The organism is Paenibacillus sp. FSL R5-0923 (assembly GCF_038009145.1).
Taxonomy (GTDB): Bacteria; Bacillota; Bacilli; order Paenibacillales; family Paenibacillaceae; genus Paenibacillus_AQ.
Genome location: NZ_JBBPAT010000001.1, coordinates 5,453,867 through 5,474,550 on the forward strand (window position 1 = coordinate 5,453,867; position 20,684 = coordinate 5,474,550).

Consider the following 20,684-nt stretch of genomic DNA (forward strand, 5'->3'; position numbering starts at 1 on the left):
TCACGGCCTACCAGTACGCTCAATTTTATTCATTTGCTGTTCTTTAAAAGTATGAATAAAGCTTTCAGGATCACACTCTACCAAATAAGTATATACACCCTTACTCGTGTACAGATAGAACATCCCCTCTGAACCTCCCATTGAGCGATAGGACATATCTAAAATATCTTTTATTGGAAATTCACGATGACGAGTCACGACTCTATCTTTGTACAAATACATTAAGCGATTGCATGTAATACTTCGTTGTTCTCCATCCTTAATTTCTCGCTGTATCTTATAATACGGAAGCTGAGCTACCCATTTCATTTGAAGTCCTCCTGCTTGACGTAATGGACTCCATTTTATTATTCTTTTTACCTTTTTGCAAAATAAAGAAGCTCGACGATCCCCTTAGAAGGAATCATCAAGCTTCAGGAATACCTTTTATTTCGCAGTATAAGCTACAGCTGCTCGGCAAAAGCGTTCCAGCGCTTCAACTAGAATAGATCTAGGACAAGCTAGATTGATCCGCAGATGACCTTGTCCCTCAGTTCCAAAGACAGAGCCTTCATTAAAAGCAACTTTAGCCTCTTTGTACATCAGCTGTTTAAGTCCATCTATATCCAGATTCAGACCGCGGCAGTCAACCCATAGCAGGTATGTGCCTTGCGGATGCATCACTTGGACCTGCGGCAAATGCTCCGACAGATAGCTAATCGCATAGTCCACATTGCCTGACACGTACTCTAAAAGCTCATCCAACCATTCTTCACCATCATTATAGGCAGCTTCTACTGCACCTTGGGCGAAGTAGCTAGCCATATGTAAACTCAAGGCTTTCATTTTTCGATCAAATTTAAGCTTCAATTCCGGATTGGAAGACACGATAAAAGAAGATTGTAACCCCGGTAGATTGAAGGTTTTGGTCGCGGCAAGTGTGGTTAGTGTAATATTCGCAATTTCCTCAGATAAGGATGCAAAAGGGATATGCTCATAACCTGGAAGCGCCAAGTCACAATGAATCTCATCAGAGATTACGGTCACTCCATAACGCAGACAGAGCTCACCAAGCTTCAGCAGCTCTTCTCTTTCCCATACTCTACCACCCGGATTATGCGGACTGCATAAAAGCAGCAGCTTGGCTCCACCTTGCATCAGCCCTTCCAATTGCTCATAATCCATCTCGAAGCGTCCATTACGAATAACAAGCGGATTCTTGGCGACCTTGCGATCATTCATTTGGATGACGTCATAGAAGGGATAATAGACTGGCGACTGTAAAATAACCTCGTCCCCTGGCTCGGTAAACAGCTCTACAGCAAAACTTAAGGAGGTTACGATTCCGGGAGAATCCGAAATCCATTCCGGTTTAATTTCCCAATCATGCCGTCTTCTGAACCACGACGTGATAGCTTCTTTATAAGAGTCACTAGGTACACTGTATCCGTAAACCCCTTGTTCTGCGCGGCGCAGAATCGCTTCCTTCACTGCAGGAGGACTTTCAAAATCCATGTCTGCCACCCAAAGTGGCATAATATCCTTCTCACCAAACAACTTCTCGGACTGGTCCCACTTGTAAGAACGTGTATTACGGCGGTCAATTACGCGATCGAAATCATACTTCAATTAAAGTCACCTCATCCTTATAAACTTGTCCCTTATTGTATCATGAGGCGGAGGATATCGCACTCTGGATAAGAAAGAACGCACTTGTCGAAAGTGCGCCCTCCTTAACTCTTATATACTACGTGTTATTGCAGCCAATCTTCCAAATGCGATGCCACAAATCCATCATCCACTAGATGGGGATAGTCTCTGCGCACTCTGTTGATTTCCTCCACTTGCCCCGGGGATAATTGTTCCTCCGGATTTAGACACCATAAGCCTTCAAGCAATCCTTGATGGCGAAGCACTTCATGAATACCCGGGATACAGCCATGAAAATGATGCGCGGGATCAAATATCGCCGCATTGCTATCCGTCACTTCAGCCCCAAGCGTCAACCAATTGGATGCCAACGAGGGTTCATTTCTGACCTTTTTAATCTCATTAAGCAGCTGTACTGCTTTGCTCGTCCAGACCGCCCAGTGGCCAAGAAGGCCACCGACTATTTTTTTCTCAACGGGCTTGCCGTTCACCATAAATCGGAAGGTCGTGAGCAGATCGCTGACAATATTATCATCATTTCCGGTGTACAGAGCAATTTCTTCGCTACGGCTGGATTCAAGCACAGCTCTGACTACATCCAGCGTCTGATAACGATTGAACGGCGCCATTTTGATGGCGATTACGCCTTCTATTTCAGCGAATGCCTTCCAAAAATCAAAGCTTAAAATCCGTCCTCCCACCGACGGCTGAAGGTAGAAACCAAACACCGGAATCACATCTGCCACTCTGCGTGTTCGTTCTAGCAATTCTTCCTCACTCAAGGTTTGCAGGCCTCCCATGCTAAGCAGTCCCGCTTCATACCCAAAGCTTGCGGCAAGGCGCGCTTCAAGAACTGCCTGCTCCGTCCCACCGCAAATACCCGCTACTTTCATGAATGGCCGATTTAGCTGGGCAAGTTCCACCTCTTCCGCAGCTAGACGTAACACAGGTTCCAGCAGCCCTACTTCTGGATCCCTGATCTCGAATTGAGTGGAATGCACGGCAACCGCGACTCCACCCGCCCCGGAAGCAACATAATAACGGGTAAGTGCCCGTTGACGTCGCTCATCCAGCTTGCGCTCTTTAGTTAAGGCGAGAGGATGTGCGGGAATAGCCAACCCATCATGAAGCGCGGCATGTAATTCTGAAGTCAAAGGTACTCTTGTCAGTGTCATTAATATTTGCCCTCCCGCTCCTGAAAATGCGTGGGTTTATTCCAGGTTTCTCCGCCTTGCCCTACCCAATCGCCAATCCAGTCGATCATTTCGGCCAGCGATACCCGCGGATAGCCAAAGTTGGCAGCGGCTTTCGCTGCATTACTTAGCAGTGCAGTAGGTGCTTCTGCACCTGTAAAAATCGGCTCAATGCCTAACCTTCGGCCGAATTCATTCGCAGCCCAGCGCAGGGACAATGTCTCAGGCCCAGTAATGTTCATGACATTAGGCGGCGAACTGCAACGTAGCAGTGCTCGCAATGCGATTTCATTCGCATCCCCTTGCCAGATCACATTGGCATGACCCATTGTGATATCAATGGGAAGTCCCTCCCTAACCGATCGAGCAAGCTCCAGTAACACACCATACCGAAGATCAATGGCGTAATTCAGCCGATAAATGAACATCGGCGTTCCATTTTTATGAGAGAAATGTTCAAATATACGCTCCCGGCCCAGACAGGATTGCCCATACTCCCCGTTCGCGTTCGGAGAAGTTCTTTCCGTTGCGCCTCCTAGGCTGACCGGAGTAAAAGGGTAAACGTTGCCTGTCGAGAATACAACCATTCGTGAATTACGGAAACGTTCCGCAACGCGGCCCGGCAGATAGGCATTCATCATCCAAGTGAAATGCTCATTCCCGGTCGTGCCGAATTTATTCCCGGCCATATAGAGAATATTTTGGGTTTCAGGGAGTGCCTGCAGCGCCTTATCGTCAGACAAATCGGCGGAGATAATCTCGACCCCGGCCTCTTCAAGCTCTCGTCTCAGCTCCTTATTCGAGAAGCGGGAAACGCCGATAACTTTCTTGTCTAGCCCCGCTTGGCGAATTGCATTCACCGCTAGCCTTGCGAGACTGGGTCCCATCTTGCCCCCCACGCCTAGTAGCATAATATCTCCATCGAGCTGGCTAAGTTCCTCAATCAGTGCTGCCGATGGACTTGCCAAGCGCTCCTCCAACTCTTGAACGGTTCGCATCATTGAACTCTCCTCTCCATTGACTCAAGTTTGTTGCTTTTACCACAAATGACCTCAAAGCTTGGTGTAATCGGACACGATGCTAGTTGTAATTGGGAACTAGGCTAGCTGAGATTAGAAACTAGCTTGTTGTGATCGGAAACCAAGCTAACTACAATCGAAAGCTAACTAGCTACATTCACAAACCAGCTTGCTACAATCGAAAACTAACTCCCTGATTGCAGAATGTGCAATAGAATTTCCAAATTCATCGCTAAAAAATGAATCTATTGCACTTCATACATCAGATTCCCGCTATAAGCTCGTTTAGTGGTGATTATCTGAAATTTCATTGCACAAAATGCAATAGAATCAAAGTCCAGCCTCTCTAGATCGGAATCTATTGCATAAAATGCAATCATTCAAAGCAAAGCAATCATCACATTCAAATCATTCAAATCATTCAAAGCAATAAACCAAATTCAGTCCAGCCTATCCAGTTCAGTCAAACAATCTAGTAAACTCATACTAACTTTTGTCTTAGTGTAGCTTAGGCGCTTACCTTGTAATCCGACGCTTGGTCTCATTCTCTTCCAACACCTACAGCCCTAAGCGCCTCGCGGAAATATCCAACTCAATTTCGTCGCCATCCTGCACAAGGGTCGCAATTCCTCCGATAGCCACTTCCGGAGCCGCAAATACGTACGATTCGTGCGATATTTGCGACATGCGCGACACTTGCGATTCGTGCAATGCGTGCGATACGTGCGATACGTACAATTCGTACAATTCGTGCGATATAAGTGTATTTCGTACACTTATATCAACTCCTGTTCCCGCAGATGGCAATTTAGTTGTACTATCTGCAATTAATAATCCAAAATGAGGCTAAAAACAGCGATTTGATTAGATTTAACTGTATGAAGTGCAGTTAAAGTCCAAATGAGACGATTACGATATACTGTAGTTGTATAAAGTGCAGCTATTTTATCTTCACAAGCATTAGATTATTCAGTCTCGGCTATTATTTGATGTGCACCGATTCCCTCTCGCTCAGCAACTCTTCTCTAAGCTCAACAGGGAGAAGAAAGTCAAAGTCACAACCGAGGTTCGCTTGAAGCACACGCTCATGAAACAGCAAGCCATACCCTCTGTCGTAGTGCGGCTTGGGCGCTTGCCATGAGACCCTACGTCGTGCCAATTCTTCATCCGACACCTTCAGCTCCAGGCGCCTCGCGGAAATATCCAGCTCAATTTCGTCGCCATCCTGCACAAGCGCCAGCGTACCACCAACAGCAGCTTCCGGAGCCGCATGTACAATTAATGCGCCATAGGAAGTACCGCTAATCCGCGCGTCAGAGATGCGGACCATGTCGCGTATGCCCTGCTTCAGCAGCTTTTGCGGAATCGGGATTTGCCCGATCTCCGGCATCGCTGGAGCACCCTTCGGACCTGCGTTTTTAAGCACTAGCACACTGTTCTCATCCACGACCAGATCAGGATCATCGATCCGCTTATTTAGATCGGCCGGGCTCTCGAACACTACTGCGCGTCCGATATGCTTTTTGAGATGACCGGATACAGCGGTTTGCTTGATCAGCGCCCCATCCGGCGCCAGATTCCCGCGCAACACAGCAATTCCACCTTGGCTGTCGAGTGGCTCCTCCAAGGTACGAATCACATCTCCGTCAAGTGTTGCCGCCTGAACCAGATTTTCTGTAACCGTTCTGCCTGTTACAGTCAAACAATCCCCATGCAGCAGCGGCTCCAGCTCCTTCATCAGCGCGGGTACACCACCTGCCTCGAAATACTCCTCCATCTGATATTTGCCCGAAGGACGCAGGTTCAAAATAAACGGGGTCTGACTACTGATCCGGTCAAATGTCTCTAAAGGCAGCTTCATCCCTAGCCGCTGGGAGATCGCTATAAGATGGATGATAGCGTTCGTCGATCCGCCGCTCGCCATCGTAACTGTGATCGCATTCTCTATCGCCGCTGCAGTCATGATGTCGCGGGGACGAATGCCCTGGCGAACCAGCTCTACGATCTGCTTGCCCGTTCGCTCAGACATATGCCTGCGTCTGCTGTCCGGCGCCGGAATAGCCGCACAGCCCGGTAACGCCATGCCGATCGCTTCGGCGATCGAGGCCATCGTGCTTGCTGTGCCCATCACCATGCAGTGACCGTCACTACGGCAAATTGCATTCTCTGCAACAGCCAGCTCTTCGTCACTTATATTTCCGGCTTTATGCTCCAGCGTAAAGCCATAACAATCCGTGCACGCTCCAAGGCTACGGCCGCCCAGTCGACCGTTTAGCATAGGGCCACCTGTCAGCACAATGGCTGGAATATTGGCACTAGCGGCTGCCATCAGCTGAGCGGGTACCGTTTTATCGCAACCCCCAAGCAGCACTACCCCGTCAATGGGATGCCCCTTCATCATTTCTTCCGTATCCATCGCCATCAAATTACGCAACAGCATCGTTGTAGGCTTCACATAAGGCTCACCAATCGAGATCGTCGGGAATTCCATCGGCACTCCCCCTGCCTGCCAAACACCACGCTTCACATAATCCACCAATTCATTAAAATGGGAATGGCATTTATTCAGCTCACTGAACGTGTTGCAAATGCCGATCACTGGCTTGCGGAGATCTTCTTCGGTGTACCCCATAGACTTCGTGAAGGAACGATGGATAAATCCCCATAAATCTTTTTCCTGAAAATAGGCCTCGCTCTTCAACTTATCACCGGATTCAGCCACACTCTCCTCGCTGTCCCTGCACTCCGCCATGACCCCATCTCCTTTTAACAACCTCGCTTATAGACCAAGCACTTAATCCCTCAGATAAAACCAAGAATTTCCGGTGTTAGACGATGTATTATGTCCTCAATATATTTTTGCGGTATTTGTGGCAGCTTCGTTCCCTCCGCCAGATCATTGATATGGTACAGAGCATCCAGCATCTTCTGTGTCCCAAAGAACGGATAATCCGACCCAAACAATATTTTATCTTGAACCCCATATTCCATCGCAGACACCAGTGCATTGTAAAATTGCCAAGGTCTACTTCCTAAAGCAGAAACATCCATATACAGATTAGGATGCTTGCGCACCAATGAAATACATTCATCAATCCAGGGATGACCCATATGCGCTACAATCATCTTCAGCTTCGGAAAAGCACGGGCAATCGGGTCCAGCATCGCCGGCCTTGATGCATCCAGATAACCCTCCGGTACAAAAGAGGTTCCTTGATGCCAAAGAATAGGTACATCCAGCTGTTCTGCTTTGGCATAGAGGGCATAATGCCTGGGATCATCAGGATAAAAGTTCTGATAGATAGGCGCAAGCTTCAGCCCTTTTAATCCCATCTCACGGATCGCAGTCTCAAATTCAGCAACACAATCCAGATGATTGGGATCTACACTTGCAAAACCGAATAATCGATCCGGATCCGTGCGACAGTAATCTGCGACATAAGCATTCGGCACAACCAGTCCCGTTGCATGCGCTGCCATGGCCAATACGATAGCACCAGAGAATCCTTCCAAATTACTACGATGTTGCTCGGGGGTTGCTTCGATATTCATATCCGGTCCCCAAGCCCGTTTGATCGCCTCATCCGTAGGTCCCGAAACCATTCCCGGTCCAAACAAATGGGTATGACAATCGAAGATCATCCCTACTCCCTCCTATTCGCTAACCATCGTATTTGTAATGGCACCAAGCTTCTCAATCTGCACCGTGACCACATCACCAGCTTGCAAATAGACCTGATCCTCTGGAGGGTAACCCATCACTACGCCTTCTGGTGTTCCAGTCAGGATAATATCCCCCGGCGAAAGCGTCATACACTGGGATACATAGCTGACAATCTGCTTGCAATTAAAAATCATGTCCGAAGTGTTGGAGTTCTGACGCAGTTCACCATTCACCGTGCACTGAATATCGAGCTGATTGGGATCGCCTACTTCATCCGCAGTGACTAAGTAAGGCCCAATGGGTGAAAATTTATCGCAAGACTTTCCCGCTAGCCATTGACTCGTCCGCATCTGTAAATCTCGCGCCGACAAATCATTAGCCGTACAATACCCGAAGACATAATCCAGTGCATCTTCCTCCGTCACATATTTCGCGGTTCGTCCGATGACGATGCCAAGCTCTGCCTCATAGTCCACCTTCTGGCTGTTCCTCGGAAGCGGAACTTCTGAGCCATGTCCAGTTAGTGTATTGTTAAATTTATTGAACAAGATGGGATATTCCGGAATGGCCATCCCAGTCTCTTCCGCATGCCGGCGATAATTAAGGCCAATACAGATGATTTTTCCAGGATCAGTAACACAGGGACCGAATGCTAATTCATCTTCCTGCTTCAGCCAGGATGGATTCACTTCTCCTTCAGGCAGCTCATTCACAAAAATCCTCAGTTGGTTAAGTGCATCCTCCCCACCATCAAGCAATTGCTTAACCGTTACTGGAACCTCCTTCCGAGTGGATAATGCAGTCTGTGCCGCCTCAATATCCACCACACCATGGTCGGTTAGAACGCCCATATGATCATCTTCTTTTTGCAAAAAGGTAACTAGCCTCATCTATAACACTCTCCTTCACTTTATGCATTTTTTCCGAAGACAAGGCCACCATCCACATATAGCGGCGAACCCATTACAAACCCGGACTCATCGGAAGCTAGAAATAGTGCAGCTCGTGCCACATCCTCAGGTTTGCCAAGCTCACCGCTAAGCTGTCTACGCTTAATGGCCGCAACCGAAGCCTCTGGATCCAGAGAAGTCTTCAAATAACCTTCTACAAACGGAGTCATAATCGTACCTGGTAGCAGCGCATTTACACGAATGCCGTAAGGTGCATAATCAACCTGCATCGCTTTAGTTAAAGATAGAACAGCTCCCTTAGAAGCACTGTAGGAAGCTCGCTCTGCGACTCCGATTTCGGCGATGCCAGAGGACATATTAATGATAGAACCCTTCTTGGTCTTCATCATATAAGGGAGGACAGCCTTGCAGGTTAAGAACACACCCGTCACATTAACCCGCATGACCCTCTCCCATACTTCCTCGGAAACCTCATGTACCGCACCCACGCCACTGATTCCTGCATTATTAAAGAGCACATCGATACGTCCAAAAGTATTAAAGACTTGATCAGCCATCACGGTAGTACTGCTAGCATCGGTTACATCACAGGGTATGAACATCGCATTTCCACCCGTCGCCTCTATTTCAGTGACAGCGGCTTTTCCTGAATCCTCTTGGACATCGGCAATGATTACTGTCGCTCCTTCTGAAGCGAATAAAGCAGCCGTGCTTTTTCCAATTCCCGAGCCAGCTCCGGTTATTATGATGATCTTATCTTTGAGTCGCATCGCTTTGCCTCCTCTTCCTACTCCTTAGCCTGAAAGTTTCCCGGCAACAAGCCAGTCATCCCGGGCTTAGCCATAAACAAACCGCCTGCAAACGGATAATCACGTAACTCTTTCTCGTGCATCCCTATCCTTGCAGTTGTAATGTAGAGTTCCGTTAGATCACTGCCTCCAAAAGTACACGAGGTCACCAGTGGTGCTGGAACTCGAATGAGTCCAAGCTGCTCACCCGTCTCCGGGTTCCATCGTGATACACAGCCGCCGCCCCAGTGGGCGACCCAAAGCATGCCTTCACTATCTATTGTCATTCCGTCCGGATAGCCAGTTGTTGTAGGAATTCGGAACGCTACTCTTCGGTTACTTATCCTTCCAGACTTTTCCTCGTAATCAAATACATCCACCTGCCTAGTCGGCGTATCAATATAATACATCTTGCTCCGGGAATAGTCCCAAGCCATTCCGTTCGAGCAGCCGACGCCGGATAACAATTGGTGTGTGAAACCATCAGGCTCCACGACGTAGAAACCTCCGGAATCCGGCGCATCATTGTTCAAGCTTATCGTTCCCACCCACAGTCGGCCTTGTCGATCACATTTGGCATCATTTAATCGGTTGAGTGGTAGCTCTGCTTCTATCGAAGTCAATAAGACAGGAGAATTCTCAGCTTGAGAGAGATAGACCCCATCCTCCATGGCCAATGCAAGTCCTCCCACAGTGGTTGGAATCACTGCGCTGATCATCCGGTCGAAGGAGCGGACTACTTCATTACCCGTGATCCGGTTGTATATTCTAAGCTTCCTTCTCGTAACATCCACCCAGTACAACTGTTTGGATTCGGCATCCCAATGCGGCCCTTCACCAAGCTCAGCCTGAGCATCAATCATCAACTCTGCCTGAATTTCTGTAATTTCCAAAACGTTCACTCCTTCTTCTATTTACAGCTCACTACCATTAGCCAAATGTCCACCATCCACACGAATGGTTTCTCCCGTTACATAGGAGGCTTCATCAGAAGCCAGAAAAAGAAATACATTGGCAGCTTCTCTTATCGTTGCCGCCCGCTTCATCGGTGTATGCTCCGAATAAGCCGGGAGCTTCGAAGCTTCGCGCAGCTTGCGGTCGAGGGGTGTATCCACAAATCCCGGTGCTACTGCGTTTACCCGGATCCCATAAGCCGCCAGCTCCACTGCCATCGATTCGGTTAGCAGTATAACAGCAGCCTTAGAAGCATTGTAATGCGCGAGCTCCGAGCTTGCTGATAGACCATTTTTGGAACTCATATTTATAATGGCGCCTCCGCCACCCTGAGAAATCATTTGTCTCGCTGCAAGCTGACCTATTAAATAAACCGCCCTTACGTTGATATCAAATACTGCATCCCAATGCTCAACCGAGATGTCAAGAAAGTGTTCACGAAAGGCGATTCCGGCATTGTTCACTACAATATCTATCCCACCGAACCTTTCAAAGGCTTGGGCAACAGATTGTTCTAACTGTGAGACATCGCGAAGATCACATATCTCTACTGCAGCTTTTTCACCATAATCCTTCAAGGTTTCAAGTGCAATAAGAAGCTCACCCTCACTTCGGTCCAGCAACACCACCTGAGCGCCTTCTTCCAGAAATCGATGGGCGATTCCCAGTCCAATTCCTCTTGCTGCACCTGTGATTAGCGCTCTTTTGCCAGCCAGCCTCATGTATATCACTCCCTCGAATCTTGTTCAGAGCACCCCGTATTTATCGTAGACCTGCCGCAAGGTATATCCTTCGAGCAGTTCATCCCGTGTATGATTCTCGCGAGTCACCTTATCCATGGCTAATTGGAACACTTCATCGATGATGGCGCCCGGAATCACAACGATACCATCACGATCACCAAAGATTACATCTCCGGGATGGACCATTACGCCACCGCATAGCACCGGAATGTCATAGTCGATAACAATTCCACGCCCTTGAGAATCAACAGGTTTGGTCCCGGTAGCAAAGACAGGAAAACCAAGCTCCAAAATTTTAGCAGTATCACGGATTAGTCCATCTACAATGGCTCCGCGGCCACCTCTCATTTTGGAAGCCGTAGACAATAGCTCTCCCCACAGTCCGTTCTGCCGCGATTCATTCGTACAGCCGATGACAATCTCACCGGGCTTAACGCTGTCCACCGCCTCAATCTCCTTCGTGTACGGATCTTCCGGCAAATGATGAATATCCACAGACAGAATGGTCTTTGCTCTTCCGGCAACGATCCAGGTAGGATCTATCGGGTTAATATTTTCACGCATCACCTGATTACGATAGCCCAATTGATCCAACGTATCAGAGATTACCGCAGAGTAGAGCTTTTCACACATACTATCGAACAATTCCTGATCCTTCATAGGCGATTCCATCCTCCTCAAAGTTTTGTGCTTACAGCATCCTCATTTATTTAAACGCACCGGTTGGCCTGCATGAGCAGATTGATAAGCGGTAAGTGCAACCTCTGTGGATCGGAGCCCATCTATTCCCGAAATCGGTACCTCCACCCCTTCTAGAAGCGCCTGTACAAAAGCCTTCAGCATCAGTTCATTCATGTCATCTCCCCAGAAGGACCAGTTCCCTTTGCCAGATGCTCTTCCGTATACATTGTTTTTTTGGTTAAAAGCATCTATGGAGATAACACCTTTAGTTCCAATGATTTCTAGGGTCACATCCCCCCATGTGGGGAAGCCGGGATTGCGTGACCAGCTAGGATCCAGCACTCCGAACACACCATTCTCAAAAGTTACATGCACCATTCCAGCATCATCGATCGTCCGCTTGCGCTCTGAATCAAATAAGGTATCCGCATAGGCATACACCTGTTCTACAGAAGAACCGGAGAACCAGTTCATCAGATCCATCACATGCACAGTGTGATCTAGAACTGCACCGCCTCCCGATAGGGCTTCATCAGAGAACCATCTAGGTCCCGGAAAAGAACCTCTGTTAGTTCCTTTAAAAGCGATAATTTCACCAATATCGCCGCGATCTAGTGATTCCTTAGCCCGTACAACCGGAGTGAGGAAGCGGCAAGGAAAGGCTGTCATAAGCTGTACTCCCTCTTCAGAGCAGACCGAAATCATGCGTTGCATTTCTTCTACTGACAGACCTAGCGGCTTCTCGCACAGTACATGCTTGCCCGCTCGGGCTGAAGCGATGGTTAGCTCAGCATGATAGACATTTTCCGAGCAAATAATTACGGCATCTATATTCGCATCTTCCAGAAGTTCCTTGTAGTTAGCATAATAGGGAATCGTATGACGTTCTGCGAGCGCCTGTGTGCGCTCCGGCACCTCATCAGCAATTCCACTGACCGTCACTTCAGACATGTGCAGTAAACTTGCCAAATAGTCAAAAGCATGCGCATGCGCGAAACTGATCATGCCAATATTCAAACGGCTCATTAAATATCCCCCTTCACTTCAAGCTTCACCGGTTGATGGGTCATTGCCGATTGCTGAGCGGCTTCAGCCCAGCGTACAGCTTCCAGCGCATCCTGCGCAGTGACTATCGGTTCTTCCCCACTTGTTAGACAGCTTAGAAAATGCTCCAGTTCCAAATAATACGGATCCTTCAGCAACACACTCGAAGGCGTCTCCACAAATCCCGATGTAGAGCCCGTCGTTATCGACTTGCGAATATGCAGACTTTCGCCATCCCCGGTCCCGCCTGAGATGATTCCTTCCGCATCCGCATATTCAAAAGAGGAATGGAACGGCCCTGGATACCCCCAAAATGCTTCAAGTTGTGCAATGGTTCCATTCTTGAACCGGAAAGTGGCTGAAGCATAATTTATGTCTTCCGACTGGTGCTGGAACGCATATACTTCACGGGCTTCACCAAAAGCCCCACGAATGTAGTCAATGTCGTGAATCATTAAATCCATAATGACGCCACCGCTAAGAAATGGATCCCGAAACCACGCTTGCACGTTTCCGGGATGTGAACCCGCCCGTTTAGCATGGTATATTCCGCCTTGAACACTGCTAAGCTGCGTTATTCCCTCCGCAAGCTGTCTGTAAGAAGGAAAGAAACGAACGACATGGCCCACAAACAAACGTACACCGCGCTCGTTGCAGTAACGAATTGCTTCTTCCGCTTCCTGCGAAGTGAGTGCGAGCGGCTTCTCACAGATCACATGCGCACCATGGTCAGCCGCAATCCGTACCAGTTCTACATACAAATAGGTCGGCACAGCAATACTGACCACCTCTGGCTTTACCTGCTCGAGCATTTCTTGTACAGATGTAAAATAGCTAACGCCCACTAAATTTCCTAGCACCTCAGCGGCTTTTTCAACGATGTCACATACGGCTACAAGCTCAGCTTCGGGCATGGACTTGTAGCGATCCGCATGAACAGTCCCCATGCCACCGCATCCAATCACTGCTGTCCTAATCAATAAACTACACTCCTTTCAGATTGTGCTTTCCTTTACAGACGAACATCAGCACCGCTTACCCGGCTTTCGTTGGCCGCTTCGATGAAGCGAATCAACTCTAGTGTTAGGGAAGATCGTACTGGTGGACAGTCCCCTCGCGCCATAGCTATAAATTTCTTCAGTAATTGCTGATGTCCTGCGTTGTAATTTGCTCCGAGCGCGTTAATTCCGTTACTCCCCCGTTGACGGTGCAATACGATATAGAAATCAGAGCCGCCTGTACGGTTTCCGCGGATCGTCCCGATTCGCCCGTCCTTCCACTGGCCGACTACCCATTCTTGCGTATCGTTACTGACGGCACGTACCGAATGGCAACCTTCTCCAAGGGCGGCATATAACATCTCAGCAGCGTGTATACCATACCAGAATAACCCCGGTTGTGTCGGCTGAAGATCGAGTGGTCCAGTGCAATCCGCACCTAGAATAGCACCTGCACTTTCATCCTCTAAGAGGGCTACCAGCGGTCCACCGAAACGTAGCATAGAGCTGGAGAAAAATGGCGTTCCATACCTCTCCGCCAATTCCACAATCACCTTCGCATCTTCAGAAGAAACCGCTAACGGCTTGTCAATGAATACTGGCTTTCCGTAAGGAGCCAGCACCGCAAATTGTTCCTTGTGCACTCTCCCATCTACAGAAGTCAATAGAATCGCATGGGATCTCTCCGCAACTTCTTCTATAGAATCGAGCAATTCAACCCCATAGCGCTCCTGCAATTCACTGCTAATCGGTCTCACACGTGAATAGCTTAGCTCGAAATCAAGAGAACCCCCCGGATAACCGCAGTGTAACCTGCCACCCGGAATATAAAGCGGATGAGATTCATCATTTAGCAGCGCCGCGAAAATCCTGCTATGCGAAGTGTCCATTCCTACCATACCGATCTGCAGCTTTTCCATTTCAACAACACCTCTTATTCGGTTGACAGCCCCATGGAGTGATCCACTTATTTAAGAATTAAACGTTCTTCCCTGAAACGTTCAAGTAGTTCCATGTATTCTTTTCCCACTTGTTCGATGCTGTAAGCAGTTCTAGCTTTCTGTTCTCCCAATGACTTCAAGCCTTCCCTCAGACTATTCTGCTCCAGCAGTGCGCTCAATCTGTCCACACACTCCTCTTCATTGCCTGATTCGTATAGGGAAACACTTAACGGACCATCCAATAATTCCGGCAACGCCCCTACACTCGGAACCACTACCGGACACCTGCAGGCCATCGCCTCCAGTACGGTCATCCCAAAAGATTCATTGGTCGTGGTACTAATATATAACCCACCATTCTGCGCAACCGATGAATAATAGCGATGCATCTCATCGTAATCCACTTTGGGAATCCACTTGAAATGCTTAATCCCCTGCTGTTCTACCTTTACCATCAGCTGTTTCTTGATCTCGTCGGGAGCAGTATATCCCCCAACAAGCATAAATTGCAGCTCTGGCATCTTGGCATTCAGCTTTCCAGCAATGTTCAAATAGGACGACCAGTTCTTGTGATCATCCAGTTTACCCACCCACAAAATAGTGGCAGGCTCCTGCTCAATACCCGCTTCATATCGGAACAAATCGGTATCCAGGCAATTATTAATATGATAAGCACCCGCTATGCCGATACCGTCCAAATAATCCTTCATGTAAGCGGAGGGAGTGATCACATAGTGAAAAGGCAAACTATCTTTCGTTGCGGCCAACTTCTGCAGGGGTTCGGAATAGGTGGTATGTACCTCATGAATAATAACCTTCCCCTCTTGTACAGGCCCAAGCGCTTCATACAGCTCGTAAGTATCAATAGTAATAATGACATCGAAATCATAGACTTCCATGTAGCTCTTAATCTCTTCAACCGTCCCCAGAATTCGGACATGCTCGTATCCATCAAAAGCGCTTGCCCCGCCGTAATCTTCCAAAAAAGCAAAATGCACTTCCGAGTGGTGCCGCAAAAATTTAAGTCTATTTGCAAGTTGAGTGGTTACCCCACCTAGAATACAGAATTTATAAAAATATAAGATTCTCATCATCCCTCACCCTTCGCCAAGGATAGTGCAGACCTTACTTGTGCATCCGATACAATGCTGTAGTTCTTGCAAAAAATAGATCACCCTCACGGTCCATTGCCAGCAGCCGCGCATCGTCATCCAACACCTCAAGCTCCTCATTCCGCATATTAAACTTGAACAAGCGATTCATCGACACGCCGTACAACATGCCTTCCTTATAAAGCAGTTCATTACCACTGCGCCAAAAATGAGTCACTACATTCCAGTCCATGGGGAACAATGAGTAAGTCTTTATAGTTTGCTTCAGCTGTGGATCGAACCGAAATAACAGTCCCGCCGTCAAACCCCAAAGATGCCCTGCATCATCTAGAACCAAAGCAGAAATAGCCCTTTCCCCTTGCACCGGTACACCTTCCCATACTTTGCAGCGCTTCTCTATATCCCAAATCATTAGAGAGGCATCCGCACGCTGAGGAGCAATCCCAAGTCCACCCCAGACGGACCCTCCAGCAAACAACAGCTGATCTCTACAGGTCAAGGACACCACACTCTGCAGCGGCAAAAGATTTCTGAACACCTCACGTGCACCGCTCGCAGGATTGTACAGTGTCAACGCTCCTCCATGCCGACCATAGGAAGGAACTGTTCCAATTGCGATCTCTTCTCCTGCCCAAGCCCAAGCAAAAGGGCGGTCCTGCTCCTCTTTCTGTAAGGAAAATAGCAGCTCTGGATTCTCTCCCGGCTTCCAATCTTCATTCGGGTCATATTTGAAAATATTCGCTCGCGGATATACACCTAGATAAAGACAATCGCTCCCAGCAAGCATGCCTTCCGTCTGACCAATGCCCCGATATGAAATGATCTCGTCGGCTGCCTTATCGAATCTGGCCAGTCCACCTGCGAAATACCCTCCGATATAGAGAGCATCATCAGGTCCATAGGTCATAGACTGCAAATGGACCGATTGACCTTGCAGGCCGATGTCCTTGACCGTATACCGATCCGTCGCCGGATCGTAAATCCAGCAACTCCCGTCCCTGTATACACCCGTTAAGCAGCGCTCTTTCCGATTTAGAGCATGGTTATTCAGCCAGCCATAATCACCTGCAGGCTCCGGCATAGCTAGTGAAGTAACGAACAGGCTTCCAGTCCGGACATCATAACGCTGCAAATAGTCATCTTTAATGAAATACACATTTCCCAGCTCATCCGGCGGCGAAACACTAAGTCCACTCACATGATCCAAAGTGTCTCCCCACTCCTGCAGTTCCAGATCATAAATGTACAACCGTGCAGACGGTGTAATTCGAGCAAAAAGCTTGCCCTGAACGATGTTCAAGTCATACACCAGTTGCTCGCCTTTACATTCATCTGGTAGCCTGATTTCCGAGCGTTCTCCCGTCTCCGTATCCAGTACAACAATATGCGGGGTTTGTGTACCAACTCCCACATAGAGCTTACCGTTCCATGCTTCCATAGAACGCGCATACTGTTCTCCTGCAACCATAGCACCGTAATCCCTAAACACTGCTGTCGCTGGGTCATATTGGAACACTTTCCCCCCAGGATAACATCCCCCATAGATCCTGCCTTGCGTATCTGCTGCCAACCGCCACGTATAGAATTCACCGGGAATCATCTCACCCAGGTTCTCCACACCATTCTCATGAGTGTACCTGTACAAAATGCCACTTCCCCCGATATACACTCCGCTGGTTGTTAAGACTACACCCCAGCAATGATCCGAGCCTTCCAGCGCATACCGTTTCACCGCTTGTTCACCGCTCGGGTCTAGAACAAATAAGATACAAGGACTTCCGGAAGAAACAGCGTAGATCCGGTCTGCCCCTTGCCATGTTCCATAAGCTGAGGCCCAAACCGCCAGACCATTCAGTGGTTCACCGATCCGCAGCGCCTTCATCTGCTCCCGCCTTCTTTCGTCAGTTGTTCCTTCACCTTCGTTTCACATCCAGAGACTGCTGCAGGATAAGCTAAGACCGCTCCCAACAGATCCACGGGGTCCTCTGCATAACGCCGAAAGGCTTCTTCACAGCGTTCAACCGGGAATATCGCGCTAATCAACGGCTTCACCTGAATGTCCCCTTCAGAGATTAACCGAATATATTCAGCCATATTACGACCTTCCGTCCATCGCACGTAGCCGTAAGGATAGTCGATCCCCTTCCGCTCATAGATAGGATCATATCGCCCGGGACCTCCGGCTCTAGAAATCAGCACTTGGGCTTCCTTACCGAACATCAGATCACGAGAGAAATCAGGCTTAACATCTCCAACCAACAGTACCTTGCCGCGATCCCGTACCCACTCTAGCGCTTGATCAATAAGGTCTCCGGTTTTACCGCCGGCGCATACAATGACTGCATCTGCTCCCATGCCCTCCGTCAGGTTAGCAAGATGTTCCTTAACCTTCTCCGGGCTAGTAGCAATATGTCTAATTCCAAGGCGCTCAGCCATCTCACAGCGCTCTGTAAGCAAATCATAGACGATCACTCGGCATCCTGCCGCCTTAGCAATCTGAGCAATCAACTGCCCAAGAATTCCGGCACCGATCAGAACAAGTGTCTCCCCAAACTGCGGTGCAACCTGCCTTACTGCATGTACTGCAATGGCTCCAAGTCCTACTGTTGATGCTTCCTCCGAACTAACATGGTCAGGAATGGGCACCATCAGATGCTGAGGCATTAGCAGCCATTCTGCATGCTTTGCATAAGGTCCGCCGTAACAAGCTACACGAAGACCCTCTGGCCAGTGTTCCATTCCTTTCCCACGTGTTCGGATTACACCCGCTGCACTGTATCCAAGTACAATTTGTTGCGTACGGTGCAGGCCATTCATCATTATTTCCGTTCCGGGGCTAATCGCCGAATATTCAGTCTGGACTAGTACAAATCCATCTTCAATGACTGGTGTCAGAACATCCGACATGCGAATCTGTCCTTCCTGAGATATTACCGCCTTCATATGTCTTCTCCTCCCGACTGCTTCAGAAACGATTCCGTCACATGCAGCATCTTTTCTATCGCTGTTACTCCTTCAACGCACCGATCATTACGCCTTTTACAAAATATTTCTGCAAAAATGGATAGATCATTAGAATGGGAACGGTAGCAATGATAATCGTAGCGAATTTAATAGATTCACTAATACGAAACACCTCATCTTGGGTAACGCCGGCCAGCATATTTTGCGCAGAGGATTGAATCAGGATTTCCCTCAATATCAATTGAAGCGGGAACAAATTCCGATCCTGTAAATAAATCATGGCCGAGAACCAACTGTTCCAGTGGCCTACCGCATAGAAGAGGGTCATCACCGCTAGAACCGGCATGGAGAGCGGAAGTACGATCCGCAGTAAAATTCTGAAATCGTGGGCGCCGTCTATCTTGGCAGACTCTATCAAACTATCAGGGATAGACTGAAAAAAGGTCCGCATCACTATCAAATTGAAGGCACTAACCGCTCCAGGCAACAGCAGCGCCCACCGCGTATCATACAAGCCAAGCTCACGGACATTCAGATACGCAGGAATTAGACCACCACTGAAAAACATCGTGAACACTATGAAAGCCATAATGACATTTCTCCCCTCCAGATTCTTTCTGGACAGAGGATAAGCACCAAGTGTAGTTAGTACCAGATTAATTAACGTACCGACAATTACATAAAAGAAAGTATTTCCGTAAGCCGTCCATACTCGCGTATCCTCAAATACCAGCTTGTAAGCATCCAGATTAAAGCCGATCGGAAAGAAGCTTACCTTCCCCGCAGCAATAGCATGAGCATCGCTGAATGAGGAGACCAGCACGTACCACATCGGGTACAGGAACAGGAAAGAACACAAGATTAGAAACAGCACATTGCAGCTGTCGAAAATGATTTCACCCATACTCCGTTTCACAACCATTGTCTACCCTCCTAAAAATCGTACAAAACTCGTATCGGAAGCTTATGCTCACCATAGGCTGCTCTCAGTTGTTTTCCGGCTGATACGGTTGGCTAGAACGAGTAATGTGAAGTTAATTATGGAATTGAATAATCCTACTGCGGCAGAAAAACTGTAATTTGCCTCCATCACACCTCGTCTATAAACAAATGTTGAAATAACATCCGCAGTTACGTACGTTCCAGGATTGTAAAGCAATATAATTTTGTCCCAGCCCACATTCAGCAGGGTACCCACATTCAGAATCAAGAGGATTAACACCGTAGGCAGAATCCCAGGCAGCGTTATATTCGTTAGCTGCTTCCATCGCCCTGCACCATCTACAACTGCAGCCTCGTACAGGCTCGGATTGATGCCAGATAAAGCAGCTAAATAGATAATTGAGTTCCAGCCCAGGCTCTGCCACATGCCAGAACCTACATAGATCGTTCGAAACCATTCCGGCAGAATCAGGAACTGAATAGGCTCCGAGATCAGGCCGATGCCAAGCAACAGGCTGTTAATAATGCCTCCGGGCTTGGTGAAATCAATAATCATCCCGCAGATAACGATTAGCGAAATAAAATGCGGCAAATAAGACACGGTCTGCAGAAAGGACTTCAGCTTTTTGAGCCGCAGCTCATTGAGCAGCAGTGCAAAAGCAAGTGAAGCAGGAAAAATGAAGATGAGTGAGTAGAAACTCATTAAGAAGGTATTTTTAAGCAGTCTGAGAAAATAATAGCTTTCGAAAAACTTTTCGAAATTCTTGAAGCCCACCCAAGGACTATCCGTGATCCCCAAGTAGGGGTTGAAATTCTTAAAGGCAATGATCGCTCCATACATGGGCTTGTATTCAAAAATCAGAAAATACAAAACCGTAGGAAGGAGCATGAAATAAAGATAGCGATTGGAGGCTATCCGCTTCCAGGGAATCGGACTCCTCTTGACCGGAAGCTTCCTGCTTTCAACTTTAGCGACTTTTACAGGTACAGCCATATAGTTCTCCTCTCCCGGACACTGGCGTTAGTCATAGCTGTCATGTGGCGAGCGGTCACAAAGCACTCTCTGAACCGCTCGGCCCACGACAACCTCCTCACAAGTTG

At 48.1% G+C, this 20,684-nt stretch carries 20 protein-coding genes; all 20 read right to left on the reverse strand.

The annotated features are described in order from the left end of the window. Entirely contained in the window at positions 1–309 is a 309-nt protein-coding gene (locus MKX35_RS24590) for a hypothetical protein (RefSeq protein WP_076283228.1), read from the reverse strand. 117 nt (positions 310–426) lie between these two features. Then, a complete protein-coding gene (locus tag MKX35_RS24595) occupies positions 427–1,608 on the reverse strand; it encodes a MalY/PatB family protein (protein WP_076298577.1) in 1,182 nt (393 codons plus the stop codon). Between the two features lie 125 nt (positions 1,609–1,733). Next, complete coding sequence (locus MKX35_RS24600; protein ID WP_076283230.1) at positions 1,734–2,804, reverse strand: dihydrodipicolinate synthase family protein; 1,071 nt, start codon at positions 2,802–2,804, stop codon at positions 1,734–1,736. After that, a complete protein-coding gene (locus MKX35_RS24605; protein ID WP_076298578.1) occupies positions 2,804–3,820 on the reverse strand; it encodes an NAD-dependent epimerase/dehydratase family protein in 1,017 nt (338 codons plus the stop codon). Before MKX35_RS24605 ends, MKX35_RS24600 begins: the two co-directional genes overlap by 1 nt. 579 nt (positions 3,821–4,399) lie before the next feature. After that, the gene (locus tag MKX35_RS24610; RefSeq protein ID WP_143759322.1) at positions 4,400–4,528 is read right to left on the reverse strand and encodes a dihydroxy-acid dehydratase; all 129 of its coding nucleotides are present in this window, start codon (positions 4,526–4,528) and stop codon (positions 4,400–4,402) included. Positions 4,529–4,823: 295 nt separating this feature from the next. Beyond that, a complete protein-coding gene (locus tag MKX35_RS24615) occupies positions 4,824–6,593 on the reverse strand; it encodes an IlvD/Edd family dehydratase (RefSeq protein ID WP_076298579.1) in 1,770 nt (589 codons plus the stop codon). Positions 6,594–6,643: 50 nt separating this feature from the next. Further along, entirely contained in the window at positions 6,644–7,483 is an 840-nt protein-coding gene (locus tag MKX35_RS24620; RefSeq protein ID WP_076298580.1) for an amidohydrolase family protein, read from the reverse strand. Between the two features lie 12 nt (positions 7,484–7,495). Continuing rightward, on the reverse strand, positions 7,496–8,395 hold the full coding sequence (locus MKX35_RS24625) for a fumarylacetoacetate hydrolase family protein (RefSeq protein WP_076298581.1): 900 nt from the start codon (positions 8,393–8,395) through the stop codon (positions 7,496–7,498). Positions 8,396–8,415: 20 nt separating this feature from the next. Beyond that, the gene (locus MKX35_RS24630; protein ID WP_076283235.1) at positions 8,416–9,186 is read right to left on the reverse strand and encodes an SDR family NAD(P)-dependent oxidoreductase; all 771 of its coding nucleotides are present in this window, start codon (positions 9,184–9,186) and stop codon (positions 8,416–8,418) included. A gap of 17 nt (positions 9,187–9,203) precedes the next feature. Beyond that, complete coding sequence (locus tag MKX35_RS24635; RefSeq protein ID WP_081382751.1) at positions 9,204–10,097, reverse strand: SMP-30/gluconolactonase/LRE family protein; 894 nt, start codon at positions 10,095–10,097, stop codon at positions 9,204–9,206. Between the two features lie 21 nt (positions 10,098–10,118). After that, positions 10,119–10,880 carry an SDR family NAD(P)-dependent oxidoreductase gene (locus MKX35_RS24640; RefSeq protein ID WP_076283236.1) on the reverse strand — a complete coding sequence of 254 codons (762 nt, stop codon included), beginning with the start codon at positions 10,878–10,880 and terminating at the stop codon, positions 10,119–10,121. 24 nt (positions 10,881–10,904) lie between these two features. Continuing rightward, positions 10,905–11,561 carry an RraA family protein gene (locus tag MKX35_RS24645; protein WP_052404229.1) on the reverse strand — a complete coding sequence of 219 codons (657 nt, stop codon included), beginning with the start codon at positions 11,559–11,561 and terminating at the stop codon, positions 10,905–10,907. A 42-nt stretch (positions 11,562–11,603) separates the two neighbouring features. Next, entirely contained in the window at positions 11,604–12,608 is a 1,005-nt protein-coding gene (locus MKX35_RS24650) for a Gfo/Idh/MocA family protein (protein ID WP_076298583.1), read from the reverse strand. Continuing rightward, positions 12,608–13,606 (reverse strand): Gfo/Idh/MocA family protein, encoded by a 999-nt coding sequence (locus MKX35_RS24655; RefSeq protein WP_081382752.1) that lies wholly within the window; start codon positions 13,604–13,606, stop codon positions 12,608–12,610. The genes MKX35_RS24650 and MKX35_RS24655 overlap by 1 nt, the downstream gene beginning before the upstream one ends. Before the next feature lie 32 nt (positions 13,607–13,638). Then, the gene (locus MKX35_RS24660; protein WP_076298584.1) at positions 13,639–14,544 is read right to left on the reverse strand and encodes a Gfo/Idh/MocA family protein; all 906 of its coding nucleotides are present in this window, start codon (positions 14,542–14,544) and stop codon (positions 13,639–13,641) included. A 47-nt stretch (positions 14,545–14,591) separates the two neighbouring features. Continuing rightward, on the reverse strand, positions 14,592–15,659 hold the full coding sequence (locus MKX35_RS24665) for a glycosyltransferase family 4 protein (RefSeq protein ID WP_081382753.1): 1,068 nt from the start codon (positions 15,657–15,659) through the stop codon (positions 14,592–14,594). Between the two features lie 31 nt (positions 15,660–15,690). Next, on the reverse strand, positions 15,691–17,559 hold the full coding sequence (locus tag MKX35_RS24670; RefSeq protein WP_076298586.1) for a hypothetical protein: 1,869 nt from the start codon (positions 17,557–17,559) through the stop codon (positions 15,691–15,693). Further along, a complete protein-coding gene (locus MKX35_RS24675) occupies positions 17,556–18,620 on the reverse strand; it encodes a zinc-dependent alcohol dehydrogenase (protein WP_076283241.1) in 1,065 nt (354 codons plus the stop codon). Before MKX35_RS24675 ends, MKX35_RS24670 begins: the two co-directional genes overlap by 4 nt. Positions 18,621–18,684: 64 nt before the next feature. Continuing rightward, positions 18,685–19,563, reverse strand: a complete 879-nt coding sequence (locus MKX35_RS24680; protein ID WP_042126182.1) for a carbohydrate ABC transporter permease — start codon at positions 19,561–19,563, stop codon at positions 18,685–18,687. 48 nt (positions 19,564–19,611) lie between these two features. After that, positions 19,612–20,577, reverse strand: coding sequence for an ABC transporter permease (locus tag MKX35_RS24685; RefSeq protein WP_081382754.1), 966 nt, complete (start codon positions 20,575–20,577; stop codon positions 19,612–19,614). Between the last annotated feature and the right edge of the window lie 107 nt (positions 20,578–20,684).

Bases quoted from the DNA above. Each gene is read 5' to 3' on its own strand.
- MKX35_RS24675 (WP_076283241.1), bottom strand. From the start codon at position 18,620: ATGAAGGCGGTAATATCTCAGGAAGGACAGATTCGCATGTCGGATGTT.
- MKX35_RS24650 (WP_076298583.1), bottom strand. From the start codon at position 12,608: ATGAGCCGTTTGAATATTGGCATGATCAGTTTCGCGCATGCGCATGCT.
- MKX35_RS24590 (WP_076283228.1), bottom strand. From the start codon at position 309: ATGAAATGGGTAGCTCAGCTTCCGTATTATAAGATACAGCGAGAAATT.
- MKX35_RS24620 (WP_076298580.1), bottom strand. From the start codon at position 7,483: ATGATCTTCGATTGTCATACCCATTTGTTTGGACCGGGAATGGTTTCG.
- MKX35_RS24605 (WP_076298578.1), bottom strand. From the start codon at position 3,820: ATGCGAACCGTTCAAGAGTTGGAGGAGCGCTTGGCAAGTCCATCGGCA.
- MKX35_RS24660 (WP_076298584.1), bottom strand. From the start codon at position 14,544: ATGGAAAAGCTGCAGATCGGTATGGTAGGAATGGACACTTCGCATAGC.
- MKX35_RS24645 (WP_052404229.1), bottom strand. From the start codon at position 11,561: ATGAAGGATCAGGAATTGTTCGATAGTATGTGTGAAAAGCTCTACTCT.
- MKX35_RS24625 (WP_076298581.1), bottom strand. From the start codon at position 8,395: ATGAGGCTAGTTACCTTTTTGCAAAAAGAAGATGATCATATGGGCGTT.
- MKX35_RS24685 (WP_081382754.1), bottom strand. From the start codon at position 20,577: ATGGCTGTACCTGTAAAAGTCGCTAAAGTTGAAAGCAGGAAGCTTCCG.
- MKX35_RS24670 (WP_076298586.1), bottom strand. From the start codon at position 17,559: ATGAAGGCGCTGCGGATCGGTGAACCACTGAATGGTCTGGCGGTTTGG.
- MKX35_RS24680 (WP_042126182.1), bottom strand. From the start codon at position 19,563: ATGGTTGTGAAACGGAGTATGGGTGAAATCATTTTCGACAGCTGCAAT.
- MKX35_RS24665 (WP_081382753.1), bottom strand. From the start codon at position 15,659: ATGATGAGAATCTTATATTTTTATAAATTCTGTATTCTAGGTGGGGTA.
- MKX35_RS24640 (WP_076283236.1), bottom strand. From the start codon at position 10,880: ATGAGGCTGGCTGGCAAAAGAGCGCTAATCACAGGTGCAGCAAGAGGA.
- MKX35_RS24610 (WP_143759322.1), bottom strand. From the start codon at position 4,528: ATGTCGCAAATATCGCACGAATCGTACGTATTTGCGGCTCCGGAAGTG.
- MKX35_RS24600 (WP_076283230.1), bottom strand. From the start codon at position 2,804: ATGACACTGACAAGAGTACCTTTGACTTCAGAATTACATGCCGCGCTT.
- MKX35_RS24630 (WP_076283235.1), bottom strand. From the start codon at position 9,186: ATGCGACTCAAAGATAAGATCATCATAATAACCGGAGCTGGCTCGGGA.
- MKX35_RS24615 (WP_076298579.1), bottom strand. From the start codon at position 6,593: ATGGCGGAGTGCAGGGACAGCGAGGAGAGTGTGGCTGAATCCGGTGAT.